Source organism: Dysgonomonas sp. 520 (genome assembly GCF_010501095.1).
Lineage (GTDB): Bacteria > Bacteroidota > Bacteroidia > Bacteroidales > Dysgonomonadaceae > QVMP01.
Window position 1 is genome coordinate 28737 of record NZ_QVMP01000019.1, and the last position, 17318, is coordinate 46054.

Genomic DNA, 17318 nt, shown 5'->3' on the forward strand with positions numbered 1-17318 from the left:
TGAATTAAACAACTCACAAAAAAAATTAGTTTTAAAGATTACGCTCTATAAATTAAAATTACAAATCTTTAATACTTTCTGAACGAATGAGATACCTTCAATACTGTTATTCTGAAAATCAGGTTACATAAATTAACTATCCGTAGTTTGTTTTCGTGTAAAAAATGAAGGAATAACCACTAATTTTCCTCTTTTTCTTTCGGCTTGAATAAATTTTTAACCTTGCCAAAAAATGAAGAGACATTCTTGAAAAAGTCTTGGGTCTTTTTAGGAACCCCTACCGACTCGATTAAGGCCGGTCTGAATATTTGCAGAAAATAGTTGAATGTTGAATGATAAGGGTCACGTTCCATCACAATGTGTGGGCGTCTTATAGGTGCATCGGGTTTGTTGGGGTTGTTCTTTCTCAAAACACTGTTAGCCAGTCCTGAAACAAATTTATTCTGATAGTTGCTGTTTAAACTTTTCATCACAGAGATGTTCAAATCGTTGTAGGGAAACAGCATATTTATTGTTGCACCCTTGCTGGATGCGTCTATCTGGAACATCATGTTTTCAACAGTCCCGCTATTAATCCGGGCAGGAGCCAAAGGCGTTACTATCTGATTCAAATCGGTCAACTCAAGTTTATCGACAGTTCCGTTCAACAAGAATCTGTCGTATGACGAAGATGCGGGAACCAGCCATGTTGCGTCGAATTTGGCATTCCCCATAAGCATACCGTCTGCTTGAACCTTGATGAATTGTTTTTCGCTAAATGGCCTGTTGGTTAGTTTCGAGATATACCCATTCATGTCGGATATAAAGAATTTTCCGGGAATGGTTCCCTGCTTTGCCAATTCTTCGTAAACAACATTGAAATTATATACGTTTGCCGTGTCAATATCCAATCCTAATGGAAGTTTTTGCAATCCTTCGTATATCATTGGCATGATGTTGTGCTCAATTTCAATCTGCTGATTCTTGAAGTTTTCAAGTATAACATCCTGAATTGTTAGACTTCTGGCTTTCAATGTATTGTTGAATACATATTGCGACAGGTCGATATCTGACAATAATATGCTTTTGGTGGTAACATCAAACCAGTCTTTGTGCTTCGGATGCTGATACGCAAACTCCATTTTCGGATATTTGGACAATAAATGTATATTTTCGACCAATAAGTTTACACCTTTTTGCTTACTTATGTCTATGTTGCCCAATTTCAGAGTATAAAACCCGTCCATCAGAGGAAACTCAAGGTCTTTAATCTCGAAGTCGAGATTTCGTAGATTGAATGTCCTTTTGTCCGTATCAATTGCCAATCCTGCGAAATTCAGGCTGACGGGTTTATACTTGTACCTTAAGGCGTTGTCAGGTTTATTGAACGTGAGATCTATATCGGCATCTTTTATGTCAAACTCTCCGATTTCGATTTTTTCACGGAAAGAACTCAAGGCATCGTATATGTTTATGTTGCCTTCATTCTCCCTGTTTCTTATACTGTCGGTCTTTTTGTCCGACACAAGCGAAGCGTAAAAGTTTGGGTTCTGGAGCATGAATTTTCCAACCTTGAATGTTTTACTGTTGAACAGAATGTCAGACAAACCCAGATGTTGGGTGTTGGCGTTTATAATGTTGTCCGACTGCTTTATGTAGAAGTCCACATTCGTGATGTTGAAGTTCTTTAGTTCTAACGTCTCTTTATTTGGATTTATAGCCAATGACTTCAGATTAATCCGTTTCGATCGGGTAATAAGAGTGTCGTTTGTTGTGTGATCTATAAATTTGAATTTCGGATTCGTTATTCGTAAACCTCCTAAAAATATCTTGTTTATATTTATATCAGCGTTTTGACTGCTTTTTTCTGATGCTTTCATCTCCTCTTTAGGTGTGTTTTTCACAATCACTACATCGGGGTTGTTTATGATCAATGAGTCGGACAGAAAATCATATCCCGATTTGTTGGCTTTGTAAGTTATGCCACCGAGATAGATGTACGGACTGGAAATGCCAATATGCGTTGAGGGTGCTGTTTCCCATTTCCCGACTAGCGGAATCAGGTTGAAGTTTTTCAACAACAAAAACTTCTTCTCACTATCCAATACCCCCCTGCCTATTGTCAACCTGTAATTTTTGTCGGGAGACAGGTTGTCAAAGTTGCTGAAACTAAGCATGAACTTGCCGTAGGTGAATAAATGAGGCGACTCTTTCATCGTGCTGTCGTTAAGAAGGATCGTTTCTGCCCGAAAATCGAAGTTTTTGAGTTTATACCTGTTGTTTGTTTTTTTATCGTTCAAGATAAAATTGGCTTGGTTTATATTTATTTTACTGACAGATAGATAATTGATAAAGTAATTTATCAATTTGGAAATATTGTCGTTGTTTGCGGGTTCTTTTACGGTTATTTCCTTTTTCTGAACATGATAGGGTGTCAGAGTATATTCAAATGATGGAGAGTTTAAAGATATTTCATTAACCTTGAATCCGTTGTCATACTCTAGGCCGTTGGCCTTGAGAGAAGAAAACGACGCATTCAGAAGGTCTGTTTTTAGTCTGTTCGATATAGGATAGATTTTCACATCTTCAATCTCAAATAGCCCCTCCTCCATATCTAGCGACATTTCCCCGATTTGGAAGTTATGGTTTTGGCTGACCATATTTCCGGTTATATCTTTAGCTTTTATAGTAAAACTTTCCGAATATAAGAACCTTTGCTCTTTGTCGGCCAGCGAATCTACCAGAAACCCTTTCGCATCAAAATCGAGGTGATTTAGGGTATATTGGTCATTTGCCCGATTCATCTTTATCAAATAAGTCATTTTGGCATCCCTTATGCCTATGTCATTGATAGAAACCTGATGCAAAATAGGAGAAATCAAGCTATAAAGCGACCATATATTTTCGGGCGTCAATTCTTGCAAACGTTGATTCTTTTTTGTCGGAACAGAGTCTTTTTTATTTATATAATATTCAATATCGGGCGACGAAATGATGAACGATCTGGCATCCAGATAGTTCATTGCATTTTCTCTTCTGAAATGAATACCGTTTACTTCTACCTTGCTTAGCAAGGCATTGACATAACTGTTTGCCGGGTTGCTTTCGTTATCAATCAGTTCTTTTTGTGTAGATAGCTGGCTCTCACCAATCGAGATCAACGAGTCTTGTGTACTAAGCCTGATGCTTTCGGTGGTAAGCCTGAAAATGTTATTTTGCATGAGCACCTGCGGTTGGTTGGTGACAAACTCAAAATTGTCGCAATAGAGCAGCTTGCCCGAAGTGTAAGACTCTGAGTCGAGCCTGAAGCCATAAGCCTTGAAAGTTACGTCATTAAGCGCATAAACAGATTGCTGAACGGAGTCTTCAAGAGTGTATGACACATGCGCGTGCTCCAGATTTATGTCCTTAACACTCAATACGTCGATATAGGGAGAAATCAGGTTGTGTAGATTTATCTCTTTCTGATTTTTAGGTTCAATATTTTCCCGAACCGAATAGTAAGGCTGATAGACTTCGATACGAGGATTTTTTACCTCAAACAGTTTAAACCCCAGATTCTTGTAATTAATTCTCCATGTAAGGTTCAACCCCTTAAAATCAATCAGGTCAACCTTTACTTTATAGTAGTTTTCGGGTAGGCTGTCGTTCTTTTTCCAGAGGTCAAAAACAGCCGAGTCGGGCATAAATTCAATTCCTCCGATTGATAATTCCCCATCAAAAAGGCCAATATGAAGTTCCTTAAAAGTAAATTTATAGAACCCTTCCGACGCATCGGCAACAATGGCGCTCAACTGGCTTCTTAAGTAGCTTTCGAGCCTGTGTGTAAGATACCAGTTGAGTCCAAATACGATTACGATGATGCTGGCCGACGCAATCAGAATCCGGTCTGTAAATTTATTTTTTTTAGATTTCATCAAAATCCGCAATGAAAACTTAAGCAAGTTAAACAAAGTATTCGAGTAATAAACAACTCTGCTGTGTTTTCTGTTTATACCACATGATTTAGTAACGCCAATCAGTAGTCGGTTTTACGTATGACAAAATATTGGGTCGTTTTCGATATTTTGTAGGGGTAGACCAGAGGACTGCCCCTACAAAAACTACCCCCATTCATCTTCCCCAAAAAGGAGGAAGGCTTTGTCCCCTCTCTTTCGGAGAGGGTTAGGGAGAGGTGTATTCAATAACTGATTTACATTAGTAATAGTTCTAAAGAGATTCTTATATTTGTATTTCAATTTTTTTTTGACAATCTAATTTACCAATACGAATAATACAACAATGGAAAGAAACATTTTTGAATTGAAAACAAGGCAAGAAAAAGATATTGCTTTGTCTCTGCAAACAAAGGTCGAAAAAGGACTAAAGGAAGATAACACAGAAATAAAATGCTATCTTACCTATATCAATCCGGTAAAGGATTTGGTAGAAGGAAAAGCTCTTGTCTTAGATTTGGGTGGAACCAATTTCAGGGCGGCGGTAGTTGAATTTAAAGACGGCGTGGCGGAAATTCACCCGGAAAACGGGTTGAAAAAGAATTTGGTGGAGTATATGAAAACGGAAGGGGCGAAACGTGAAACTCTGTTTGAAAAGATGGCAGACTTGATAGTCGACGGACTTAATCTTGAAGGGGTGTCTGCAATCGGTTACTGTTTTTCGTATCCTGCCGAGTCTCAGACAAATGGAGACGCCATCCTCACCGAATGGACTAAAGAAGTAGTAGTTGAAGGAATGATAGGGGAGCTTGTTGGGCAACCCCTTCTCGAATACCTTAATAAGAAGTTGGGCAGAAATCAGTTCACAAGCATTAAAGTTATAAATGATACCGTAGCCAGCCTTTTTGCAGGATTGACAAATCCCGGATATGACGACTATATCGGACTGATTGTGGGAACGGGTACTAATATGGCAAGTTTCTTTAAGGCAAACAAAATTGAAAAATTACCATCCGGCTATTCCAAAGAAGGCTCGTTGGCTGTAAATCTGGAATCGGGCAATTTTCAACCTCCCCATCTGACTACAATAGACGAAATTGTTGATGCAAGTTCAGACACAAAAGGAAAGCAACGCTTCGAGAAAGCCGTATCGGGAATGTATTTGGGCAAAATCTTGAAATACACATTCCCTTACGACGAGTTTGAAGATGAATTTGATGCTGAAAAACTGACCCGCATCATTAATTATCCTGACATACACAAAAAAAGGTATGTGAAGGTGGCTCGTTGGATATATAAACGTTCGGCTCAGATGGTAGCAGCATCGTTAGCCGGATTGGTTAGCACAATGGTTGCGCAAGATACATCTATCAAAAACATATTGCTGACAGCCGAAGGCAGCCTTTTCTGGAGTAAGGATAACAAAGAGATAGACTATGAATTGTTGGTTGATAAAGAACTCGAAAAATTGTTGGAAGAGATGAACCTCGATGTAAAAGTCCGGATCAAGAAAATAGACAACGCCAACCTCATCGGTTCTGCTATTGCAGCTCTATCCTGATAGGGGTAAGGTATATAATATGAAAGGAACTCCCTGTCGGTAAAATATTGCGGCAGGGAGTTTTTGTGTAAATGCGAATTTGATATTTATCGAAAATAAGTATCTTCAAATAAAAAGATAAACAGTATATTTGTTACAGAAAATAAAAATAACCTTATGAATAATATCAAGATTCGCCTGATAATAATGAATTTCATCCAGTTCTTTATCTGGGGTGCATGGATGATTACAATTGCCAATTATTGGTTTGGAACAAGAGGCTGGGAGAGCGCAGAGTTTGGGATTATATTTTCCACAATGGGCATTGCTTCTATTTTTATGCCTACCCTGTGTGGCATTATAGCCGATCGTTGGATAAACACCGAAAGGCTATATGGGATTCTGCATATATTGGGTGGATTGACTTTCATTTCTTTACCGTTTGTTGATAATCCGACTACGTTCTTCTGGGTTATTTTGCTTGCAATGATATTTTATATGCCTACCATAGCACTGGCTAACTCGATAGCTTATAGTGTGCTTAATAGTAATAAGTTAGATACAATAAAGCATTTTCCGCCCATACGTGTTTGGGGTACAATCGGCTTCATTGCAGCGATGTGGCTTGTGAATCTGACAGGAAATAAATCTTCTGAGAATCAGTTTTATATAGCAGGGTTTGCCGCTATTGTTTTGGGTGTATATGCTTTCACTTTGCCGAAATCTCCACCGCAAAATACATCAAGTAAAAACAAAACATGGGTGCAGATGCTAGGGTTAGATGCCTTCAAATTGTTTAAAGACTATAAGATGGCATTGTTCTTCCTCTTTAGCATGTTGTTAGGCGCTGCGCTTCAACTGACTAACGCTTATGGGGATGTTTATTTGGATGATTTTAAGAATATCCCTCAATATCAAGATTCTTTAGTGGTAAAATATTCCACTATCATATTATCAATTTCTCAAATGTCGGAAACCTTGTTCATCTTGGCTATTCCTTTCTTCCTCAGGCGATTTGGTATAAAGAAAGTAATGCTGATGAGTATGTTTGCATGGGTTTTGCGTTTTGGTTTGTTTGCCTACGGAAATCCCGCCGGAGGACTATGGATGATTATTCTTTCGTGCATAGTTTACGGCATGGCGTTCGACTTCTTCAATATATCGGGATCTCTGTTTGTAGACAAATCTACCGACCATAAGATCCGTTCATCGGCACAAGGCTTGTTCATGATGATGACCAACGGATTCGGGGCAGTCTTGGGTAGCTGGATTAGCGGGGTGCTGATCGGGAAATACTTCACGGCGGCAGATGGAGCAAAAGACTGGCACAACATCTGGTTGATGTTTGCAGCTTATGCTTTAGTTGTAGCGATTTTGTTCGCCATATTCTTCAAATACGACTATAAGCAAGAAGAAGCAGAATCGTAAATATCAGAAAATTTTCCTTCTATTCAGCGCATTGTGGTATCTGGCTGCATTGCGCTCATGCTCGGCATTAGTTACGGCGAAATTGTGCCTGCCCGAAAAATCCTCTTTGGCGCACATAAATAAATAGTTGTGCTTTGCCGGATTCAATGTGCCGTCTATGCCTTTGATTGATGGAACCCGTATTGGCCCCGGAGGTAATCCTGCATGTTCGTATGTGCTGTAAGGAGACGATTTTGCAGCATCTTTATGCCTGTTCAGCACGCGCTTGAGCGAAAAATCGTTTATAGCAAACTTTATTGTTGGGTCGGCTTGCAAAAGCATATTTTTGTTGATCCGATTGAGATATAACCCCGCAACAACCGGGTATTCGTCGGAGTAGAAACATTCTTCTTCAACTATCGAAGCCAGTGTAGACACCTCGATAGGGGTAAGTCCTAGTTTCTGAGCTTCACCTTTTCGTTTTTCAGTCCAGAATTTTTTGTATTCAGAGTTCATCCTGTCCAGAAAAGAGTTGAGGCTGATATCCCAATATATATTATATGTGTTTGGAATGAACATCGCTACGATTGTTTCCGTATCAAACCCCAAGGCTTTACATACATTCGGGTCATTTAAGGCAGATAGTAAATCGTTCTGATTCAGCATCAATTGTTTGCTTATACGTTCCGCTAAATCAGTTTTTGTGCGTATGTTGTTGAACTTCAGGTTGACAGGCGTTTGCTGTCCCTTGTTGAGTAGCCTAACAACTTGCAAAACAGTCATTTCTGGCTTTATGGCATAACGCCCCGTCTTTATATTGTCGGGATAATCCATGTATTGAGAAATCATCTCGAAGTTTTGCAGATTTTCTATATGAGCTGTTGTATCCAGTTGAGTGAGAATATCATTGTAGTCCTTTTTCTCGTCGATATAGATATAAACAGTCTCATTGATATTGAAGCCTGTTTTCACTATCGTGTAGATGTATATGGCTGATGCAGATAACAATGCAACTATCAATAATACACCGAAGAGAATATATTTTGTTCGTTTTTTCATTCCCGATGTGCTAAGTTTGTTTTGGTAAAATGAGATGCAAAATTACAGATAAATTTGTTTAGATGTTATCAAGTGCGACTTAAAATAAAATAATGAGGCGAAAAATCGAGTGCATCTGTCTGTTTGTTAGTTTTTTATTATTTAACTAAAAATAGGAGGGGTGAAAATGATCAAAGTATGAGAGATATATGTTATTTTTGTGTGAATCTGTCAATTTTTAACAGGGGCGATTTTTTTTATTTTATCTATCTTGTCATTCTGAACAATGTGAAGAAGCTGTGCTTTTCGAGTTTCATTTCGTTCAGCATGACAAAAACTTTAAAATTATGAATGTAAAGGTATTTCAGTTCAACCCCGTAGGGGTAAATACATACGTCGTGTATGACGAAACGAAAGAATGTACAATAATTGATGCGGGTTGTTTTTATGCCGATGAGAAAGAACATCTGTTGAATTTCATCTTGGATAATGATCTCATTGTGAAACACATGATAAACACGCATCTTCATTTTGACCATGTGTTCGGATGTAATTTTATTTCTGAGCAATTTGGTGTTGTGCTTGAGGCGAATGATAAAGATCAGTTTTTATTGGATCAATTTGACGGTCAACTCAGAATGTTTGGCTTTAATCCTGTCGGAGAGGCTCCGAAGATAGGAAAGGTGATAAAAGAAGGAGATATGATAGAATTTGGTGATCAAAGATTCTTTGTTATACATGTGCCCGGTCATTCTCCGGGTAGTTTGGTCTTCTACAATGAAGAAGAGGAGTGCCTTTTTGCAGGAGATGTTCTGTTTAGGGATAGTATCGGACGGACGGATTTAGCGAGAGGGAATCATGACGAACTTGTTGCGGGAATCAAATCGAAATTGATGACACTACCTCCCGAAACATTAGTCTATTCGGGGCATGGTCCTAACACAACAGTAGGTTACGAGAAAAAACATAATCCATATTTGCAATAAAATAATATAAACGCCTTTAATCTAAAAGAATATGTTGTCAGAAAGATTTCAAGACCGTCATATCGGTGTCAATGAGCAAGATCAGGAAATAATGCTCAAAAAACTAGGATTGTCATCAATGGAAGAATTGTTGGAGCAGACAATTCCGTCGGATATAAGATTAAAGGAAAAATTGAATCTGCCTCCTGCCCTGACCGAATATGAGTATGCTCAGGATATAGCATCTTTGGCGTCGAAGAATAAAGTTTATGCGTCTTACATAGGTATGGGATGGTACGACACGGTTGTTCCGGCGGCAATTTACAGAAATGTGTTCGAGAATCCTGTATGGTATACATCATACACACCTTATCAGGCCGAAATATCGCAAGGCCGGCTTGAAGCGTTGATGAATTTTCAAACCGTAGTAAGTGAATTGACAGGTTTGCCTTTGTCAAACTGTTCTTTGCTGGACGAGGCTACTGCCGCCGCCGAATCGGCAGCCATGTTTATGTCGCTAAGGAGTAAAGAGCAGGTGAAAAATGGAGCAAATAAACTATTTGTTGATAAGAATATATTTCCGCAAACTTTAGCCGTTGTAGAAACAAGGGCTGTGCCTCAGGGTATTGAAGTTGTGGTCGGAGATTACAAAACAATAGAGTTGGATGACAAATTTTTCGGTGCTATTATACAATATCCAAATTCAGACGGATTGATTGAAGATTACACAGCTTTTGCATCAAAAGCACAAAGTATAGGTTGCAAGATTGCTGTTGCTACCGACCTGATGGCATTGACAAAACTTGTACCTCCCGGACAATGGGGGGCGGATGTGGCTTTCGGAAGCAGTCAGAGATTTGGAGTGCCGATGTTTTACGGAGGCCCTTCGGCGGGATTCTTTGCAACAAAAGAAGAATACAAGCGGAACGTTCCGGGGCGCATCATCGGTTTGAGTAAGGATGCTTACGGAAAAGATGCTTACCGTATGGCTCTTCAAACACGCGAGCAACATATAAAAAGAGAAAAGGCAACGTCCAATATATGTACGGCGCAGGCTTTACTTGCAACTATGTCTAGCTTTTATGCCGTATATCATGGTGCGGAAGGTTTGCGAAGAATAGCATCAAGAATCCATTCCGTAGCAGCCATTGTAAGTGAAAAACTGAAAGATTTTGGTTTTACATTGTTGAATGATCAATATTTTGACACGATCAAAATCGCTCTTCCTGAAGGAATCTCTCAGGATGCATTGAGAAAAATAGCAGAGTCAAAACAAGTAAACCTCCGTTATTTCAGTACGGGTGAAGTAGGAGTTAGTGTGGATGAAACCACCAACCAAGAACGAATGAATCAACTGCTTTCGGTTTTTGCATTAGCCGTGATGAAATCGTTTGAAGAAGTGGAGTTGACGGAAACTTCAATCATTGACGAAAAATATCTGCGTAAGGATGAATACCTTTCTCACTATACTTTTAAGAACTATCATACCGAAACCGAATTGATGCGCTATATCAAACGTTTGGAGAGAAAAGATATTTCTTTGGCGCACTCGATGATTTCGCTTGGTTCGTGTACGATGAAACTCAATGCCGCCTCGGAGCTGTTGCCGTTGGGAATGTCGGGGTTACAGAATATTCACCCTTTTGCCCCGAAAGATCAGACAGAAGGGTATAGCGAGTTGATTAAGAATTTAGGTGATTATCTGGCCGAAATAACAGGATTTGCCGCAGTCAGCTTTCAGCCAAATTCGGGAGCTGCGGGAGAATATGCCGGCTTGATGGTAATTCGTGAATATCAAAAAAGTATAGGGCAAGGACATCGTAATATTGTTTTGATTCCGGCATCGGCTCACGGAACGAACCCCGCATCAGCAATTCAGGCAGGATATGAAACCGTGACCGTAGCTTGCGATGAAGGCGGAAATGTCCGTGTAGATGATTTGCAGGCAAAGGCAGAAGAACATAAGGATAATTTGGCAGCTTGTATGATAACTTATCCGTCCACACATGGAATATTTGAGAAAGAAATAAGGCGCATGTGTGAGATCATACATCAATACGGCGGTCAGGTGTATATGGATGGTGCGAATATGAATGCGCAGGTCGGCTTGACTAATCCCGGATTTATCGGTGCAGATGTTTGCCATCTCAATTTGCATAAAACATTTGCCATACCTCATGGAGGAGGAGGCCCGGGCGAAGGACCGATAGGTGTGGCCAAACATCTTGTGTCGTTTTTGCCGCATCACCCCATGTTAGATGGCAGTACGATGAATACGGTTGCTTCTTCTCCCTATGGCAGTGCAGGTATTTTGCCGATTACCTACGGATATATCCGCATGATGGGAGAAGACGGCTTGACCAATGCTACCAAGGTTGCAATTTTGAACGCTAACTATCTGTCCGAATGCTTGAAAGATACGTATGGTATTGTTTATAGAGGAGCATCGGGCAGGGTAGGACACGAACTTATTCTTGAATGTCGCAAGATAAAAGAGAAATCAGGTATAACCGAGACTGATATTGCAAAACGCTTGGTTGACTATGGTTATCATGCCCCTACACTCTCGTTTCCTGTTCATGGAACGTTGATGATAGAGCCAACAGAGAGCGAGAGCCTTTCGGAATTGGATCGTTTTGTGGCTGTTATGAACCGGATATGGGAAGAAATAGAAGAGGTGGAAAACGGCACATTCAGCAAAGAAGACAATGTCCTTGTTAATTCGCCTCACCCACAGTATGAAGTTTGTGCCGACGAGTGGAAGCATGCCTATCCCCGATCAAAAGCGGCATTTCCGTTAGATTATTTGAAAGAAAATAAGTTCTGGGTAGATGTTGCCCGTGTGGATAATGCTTATGGCGATAGAAATCTGGTGAGTTGTCTTTGTGAAATTTAATATTTGGAAAAATATCCGTGAATTTGGGATATGAATATGGTTTCACCAATATGGTAGATAGCGACCATGTATCGTCTCATAATAACAACGCTTTCTTGACATTAGGTTATAAGTTCTAAAGAAAAATTATACAGTATAAAAAGCAGAATCTGAAAACTAAGATTCTGCTTTTTTGTTATGAAACCGTCTAGACTTTTTCGTTTTATTCAATTTTGTCATCCTGAGAGTATCGAAGGATCTGTTTTTTAGATGTTTCACTACGTTCAACATGACAAAAACTCAAAAATTAAGTATAATTTAAAAAGTCTAGATGACTTCATACTAAAATATTGTGTTTTTGCATACATTCTTGTCAAATTAAATTAATTCACTATATTTGACGTTAATTTTATTAAAATACAAAGCTATAAAAAGGGGGACACCGAAAACCTGAGAATAAGAGTAGGTATTTACATTTTAATTGTGAAAAGAATATGAAGATTGTAATTAAATCATGCATGGTAGCTATGGCTCTACTTCTTAGCACATCTGCTTATGCATTATTGCCATTTGGCTTTGGAATACATGCCGGTATGAATACTTCTAATGTGGGAGGAGACGTGGACGATACAAAAGCAAAGGTCGGTTATCAAGTTGGGGCAACAGTAGATTTTACAGTGCCTATCATCGGTATATTTGCAGAATCGGGTGTAAGTTTAACTACAAAAGGTTTTAAACAAGAAGTAGGCGACAAAACTTATTCTACAAATGCAATGTATTTGCAAGTGCCTCTTTATTTCGGCTATAAAATATCAGCATTGAATTTGTTGGCTGTGAAATTTAAAGCAGGGCCTTACTGGGCTTATGGTATCGGAGGTAAATATAAAGATGTGAATGGTAAAAAACATGATACATTCGGTGACGATGGATTTAAAAAGAACGATTTTGGTCTTACTGCAGCCGTTGGTGGTGAAGTTCTGGGTAAATTGAATGTAAATATCGGTTATGATTTTGGTCTTACCAATATAAGTCAGGTTGACGATTATAAAGTAAGAAATCGCAATGCTTACATAACAGTAGGTTACAAGTTCTAAAGAAGAACAGAATTACAATATTTTACAATAAGGTTATCCATTGCGGGTAACCTTATTTATTTTTAACAAATCGAAAATCAATTTAGAAGTTTTTATTCAATGAAACCAATCAAAATTTGAATGATATTTATACTAACTATCATTCAATTGCTTATCTTTGCACCCAAATATTCAGAAAAATCTAAAAAGAGATTACATTAACAAAGATAAAATGAAAAAATACAACCTTATTAACAACATCTTCGGATGGGTGAGTTTTGCTATCGCAGCGGTTGTCTATTGTTTAACCATTGAACCTAGTGCCAGTTTTTGGGATTGCGGAGAATTTATCACCACCGCATACAAACTAGAAGTGGGACACCCTCCCGGTGCACCGTTTTTCATGCTGACCGGAAAATTCTTCAGCTTGTTTGCTTCCGACCCATCGCAAGTGGCAGCAATGATAAATATAATGTCGGCATTGATGAGTGCTTTGACAATCTTATTCTTGTTCTGGACAATAACACATCTGGCCAAAAAACTAATATATCCCGACAGCAGTAAAAGTAAAGAAATGACAATGGGGCAGTTGATAGCCATCATGTCAGCGGGTCTTGTAGGAGCTTTAGCCTATACGTTTTCCGATACATTCTGGTTTTCGGCGGTCGAGGGTGAGGTTTATGCCTACTCTTCAATGTTTACGGCTCTGGTGTTCTGGCTAATACTGAAATGGGAAAACCGATCCGATCAGGTGGGTGCGGATAGATGGCTTATTATAATCGCTTATGCGATGGGCTTGTCTATCGGGGTTCACTTGCTCAACTTGTTGTGTATTCCTGCAATTGTATTGATATACTACTTCAAAAAGACAGAAAAACCCGACCTGAAAGGCACACTCTTGGCTTTACTCGGGTCTTTCGGGTTGATAGTGGTGCTGATGTATGGCATCATCCCCGGATTTTCGAAAGTAGGAGGTTGGTTCGAGTTGTTCTTCGTAAATACCTTAGGCTTTTCATACAACTCCGGAGTTTTTGCATACCTGATATTGGTAGCCTTGTTATTGATATGGGGATTGTTCGAAACATTCTCGTCGAAAGGTAACATGAACAGGGCAAAAGTAGCTTTCGTTTTGTGTATGACAATAACGGGAGTTGTGTTCATCAGTTCCAGTGTTTGGATATGGTTAATCCTGCTTGCAGGTTTGATTGCTTTCATGGTAATGTTTAAAGGCTTGACTGTTCGGATGTTGAACACATCCCTTTTGTGCCTGATGGTAATATTGATAGGATATTCTTCTTTTGCGCTTATCCCGATACGGTCTACCGCAAATCCTCCGATGGATCAGAACTCACCGGAAGATGCGTTTTCGCTTGCAGGCTATCTGAATCGTGAGCAGTATGGCGATTCTCCTCTTTTCTATGGACGGACGTATGCTTCGACAGGGAAATTGAAGGAAGGAAAAATATCAGATAAGAAATATGGTCGTGTGGTGAAAAATTCGCCTGACGAAAAGGATAAATATGTAGTTGAAGCAGAAATTCCGGAGGTGGAATATTCGAACACGATGTTATTCCCCCGAATGCATGCCGATAAAAATCAGCCCAACTATGATATTTATATGCAAGGCTATGCAAACTGGGGTGGGGTAACAAATCCGAATAAGGCTCCGACTTTTTTCCAGAATCTACAATTTTTCTTCTCCTACCAGATCAATCACATGTATATCAGATATTTCATGTGGAACTTCTCGGGTAGGCAGAACGATATACAAGGCAGGGGTGGAATAACAGACGGAAACTGGATAACAGGTATCAGTTTCATAGATGAATATATTTTAGGCTTAGGTCCACAAGACGATCTTCCTCCTGATATGGCAGACAGTAAAGGGCGCAATAAGTTTTATATGTTGCCGCTCATTTTAGGACTACTGGGTATAATTTATCAAATAACACGTGACGAAAGAGGTAAGCAGCAGTTCTGGGTGACGTTCATGTTGTTCTTTATGACGGGCTTAGCTATTGTAGTTTACCTGAATCAGAAACCGGCCGAACCTCGTGAGCGGGATTACGCCTATGCAGGGTCGTTCTATGCCTTTGCAATATGGATTGGACTCGGAGTTCCTGCAATCTGGGCACTGCTGAAAAAACGTGTAGCAGAATTGCCGGCGTCGGTAATTGCAGCCGTGGCGTGTATTTGTGTGCCTATTCAGATGGCTACGCAAACATGGGACGATCACGATCGTTCGGGCAGATACATTATGCACGATGTGGCAATGAACTACCTGAAAAGCTGTGAAAAAGATGCCATTATATTTACCAACGGAGACAACGATACTTTCCCCTTATGGTATATACAAGAGGTGGAAGGATACAGGACCGATGTGCGAGTATGTAATTTAAGTTACTTGCAAACAGATTGGTATGTCGATCAGATGCGTCGTCCGTACTACGATTCTCCTGCGCTTCCTATCGATTGGGAAAGAAGTGCTTATATGGGAGGAAAAGGTCAAAGCGCAATGGTGATGACAAACAGGCTTCTGGAAGGCATGATAAAAGAAGATATCAGGCGACGGGAAGGTATCAGGGATGATGATGCTATGGGTATGTACAGGCTGCAGACTATTGATGTGTCGGGTTTGTATGATACGGCATTCAAAGACACGGTTTTGCTGAAAGATGCTATGGCTGTGTTGAGGAGTGGAAACGATACATATAAACGTCCGGATAATTTGAAGATGTATTCGCCTGTAGTGCCGGGCATAAACCTGAAAATGGATATTGATACCACGGCGGTGAACTGGGCAAACCTGGGCACAGAACCATTACCCGAAATGTATATCAATCTTGGTGAAAACAGGGTTGGAAGAGGTGTAAGCCGCAGCGAGCTGATGATGTTGGAGATGATTTCCAATATAAACGAAACCAATTGGAAACGACCTATCTATTTCGCTACCACAGTAGGGACTGACATGTATATGGGATTGCAGTCGAACTTTATGATGAAAGGCCTTACCAACAGAATTGTGCCGGGAATACGTCCGAATAAAGAAGGCGTTGATACGGAGGTTACATTTAATAATCTTGTGAACGAGTTTGTGTACAGAGGAATAAATGACCCGAATGTTTACCTGGATGAGACAAATATGAGAACATGTAAAACATATCGTTTGATGTTCAGGTCTTTGATTGGTGCGCTGATAGAAGAAGGAAAGAAAGACAAAGCATTGAAGGCACTGGATAAGTGTTTGGAAGTTGTTCCCGGAACAACAGTTCCATTCGGAGCCGAGTCTATTCTTTTTGCTGACTGTTACTATGAGTTGGGCGAGGTGGAAAAAGGCCGGAAATTGTTGGGCGATATAACAGACCGTTCTTCAAAAACATTAAACTGGCTAAACCGGGTGAAAGAAAAGCAGATGAAAAATCTGGCAGACGATATAAGAAGCAATATTTATACTATATTGATGAGTATGCATGTGGCTCAAGCGTATGGAGATAGTAAAACTTACATGAGTTATGTAGACCAGCTTCTTTCATACGTTCCGGTTTACTATTCCAACAGGGTTAGCATCTACGAACCGGGTATGCGCAGGTCTATTGGTCTTGGAGATTATATTCTGGCCAATATGTTGAGTACTTCTTATACGAACGGAGAAAAGGCTATGCAAGAGAAGGATATGGCGTCATTGTATTCTGAAAATGAAGCCACAGGAAAAATTCTTGAGGTGATGAAAAGGTATAATCCTCGTTTATACGATCAATACAAAACGGTGACGACCAATCCTGCACCAGCACCAGAACCAAAAATAGAAAACGAACAGGAAACAAAATAAGAAAGAATGAGATTGCATCTATATAGAGATAATAGTTGCAATCTCGTTTGTTTTTGATATTATGTTAATAGAACGTCCTCCTTTTTTATATAGAGCGCTTTTCCCGAAAGGGTATTGGCGTATACCTCAAGAAGGTAAGAAAGTCGTATATCTCACATTTGATGACGGGCCGATTCCGGAAATGACACCCTGGGTGTTGGATATATTGGATAAGTATAAAATTAAAGCAACATTCTTTTGTGTAGGGGATAATGTCAGAAAATACCCGGAAGTTTATCAGCAGGTTTTAGATAAAGGACATAGGGTTGGCAATCATACTCACAATCATATACAAGGAATAAGAACACGCACAAAAAACTACATAAAAAACACCGAATTAGCTGCACGATATATAAAATCGGATCTTTTCCGCCCTCCTCACGGGCACATGAGAATAAGGCAATATTTTCCCTTGAGAAAAAAATACCGCATTATTTTGTGGGATGTCGTAACTCGGGATTATAGTAAATATATGACGCCGGAACTGGTTTTTGAGAATGTAAGAAAGTATACAAGAAGTGGCTCTATCATTGTTTTTCACGACTCGTTGAAAGCCGAACAGAATATCAGGGGCGCTTTGGAGAGAAGTATTGAGTGGCTGATAGCTCAAGGGTATACGTTCGAAATGATTCCTTAGA

The 17318-nt window shown here is 39.6% G+C and carries 9 protein-coding genes; 7 read left to right on the top strand and 2 right to left on the bottom strand.

Going from position 1 to position 17318, the window contains the following annotated elements; translation table 11 throughout:
* Positions 1-179 precede the first annotated feature (179 nt).
* On the bottom strand, positions 180-3896 hold the full coding sequence (locus D0T56_RS11600) for a hypothetical protein (RefSeq protein WP_163320325.1): 3717 nt from the start codon (positions 3894-3896) through the stop codon (positions 180-182).
* Positions 3897-4260: 364 nt separating this feature from the next.
* Between D0T56_RS11600 and D0T56_RS11605 the strand changes: the two genes are divergently transcribed.
* Both D0T56_RS11605 and D0T56_RS11610 read left to right on the top strand, forming a co-directional pair.
* Positions 4261-5475 carry a hexokinase gene (locus D0T56_RS11605; RefSeq protein WP_163320326.1) on the top strand — a complete coding sequence of 405 codons (1215 nt, stop codon included), beginning with the start codon at positions 4261-4263 and terminating at the stop codon, positions 5473-5475.
* A gap of 156 nt (positions 5476-5631) precedes the next feature.
* Positions 5632-6882: a nucleoside permease gene (locus D0T56_RS11610; RefSeq protein ID WP_163320327.1), complete on the top strand. Its 1251-nt coding sequence runs from the start codon at positions 5632-5634 to the stop codon at positions 6880-6882.
* Positions 6883-6885: 3 nt separating this feature from the next.
* Here D0T56_RS11610 and mltG read toward each other — a convergent pair whose 3' ends face one another.
* Positions 6886-7920 carry an endolytic transglycosylase MltG gene (mltG, locus tag D0T56_RS11615; RefSeq protein ID WP_163320328.1) on the bottom strand — a complete coding sequence of 345 codons (1035 nt, stop codon included), beginning with the start codon at positions 7918-7920 and terminating at the stop codon, positions 6886-6888.
* A gap of 326 nt (positions 7921-8246) precedes the next feature.
* Between mltG and D0T56_RS11620 the strand changes: the two genes are divergently transcribed.
* From D0T56_RS11620 to D0T56_RS11640, 5 genes are all read left to right on the top strand, one after another.
* Entirely contained in the window at positions 8247-8885 is a 639-nt protein-coding gene (locus D0T56_RS11620; protein WP_163320329.1) for an MBL fold metallo-hydrolase, read from the top strand.
* A 31-nt stretch (positions 8886-8916) separates the two neighbouring features.
* Positions 8917-11760 (top strand): aminomethyl-transferring glycine dehydrogenase, encoded by a 2844-nt coding sequence (gene gcvP / locus D0T56_RS11625; RefSeq protein ID WP_163320330.1) that lies wholly within the window; start codon positions 8917-8919, stop codon positions 11758-11760.
* A gap of 473 nt (positions 11761-12233) precedes the next feature.
* Positions 12234-12833 (top strand): porin family protein, encoded by a 600-nt coding sequence (locus D0T56_RS11630; RefSeq protein WP_163320331.1) that lies wholly within the window; start codon positions 12234-12236, stop codon positions 12831-12833.
* A gap of 211 nt (positions 12834-13044) precedes the next feature.
* Complete coding sequence (locus tag D0T56_RS11635) at positions 13045-16641, top strand: DUF2723 domain-containing protein (protein WP_163320332.1); 3597 nt, start codon at positions 13045-13047, stop codon at positions 16639-16641.
* Between the two features lie 61 nt (positions 16642-16702).
* A complete protein-coding gene (locus tag D0T56_RS11640; RefSeq protein WP_163320333.1) occupies positions 16703-17317 on the top strand; it encodes a polysaccharide deacetylase family protein in 615 nt (204 codons plus the stop codon).
* The last annotated feature ends 1 nt before the right edge of the window (position 17318 follow it).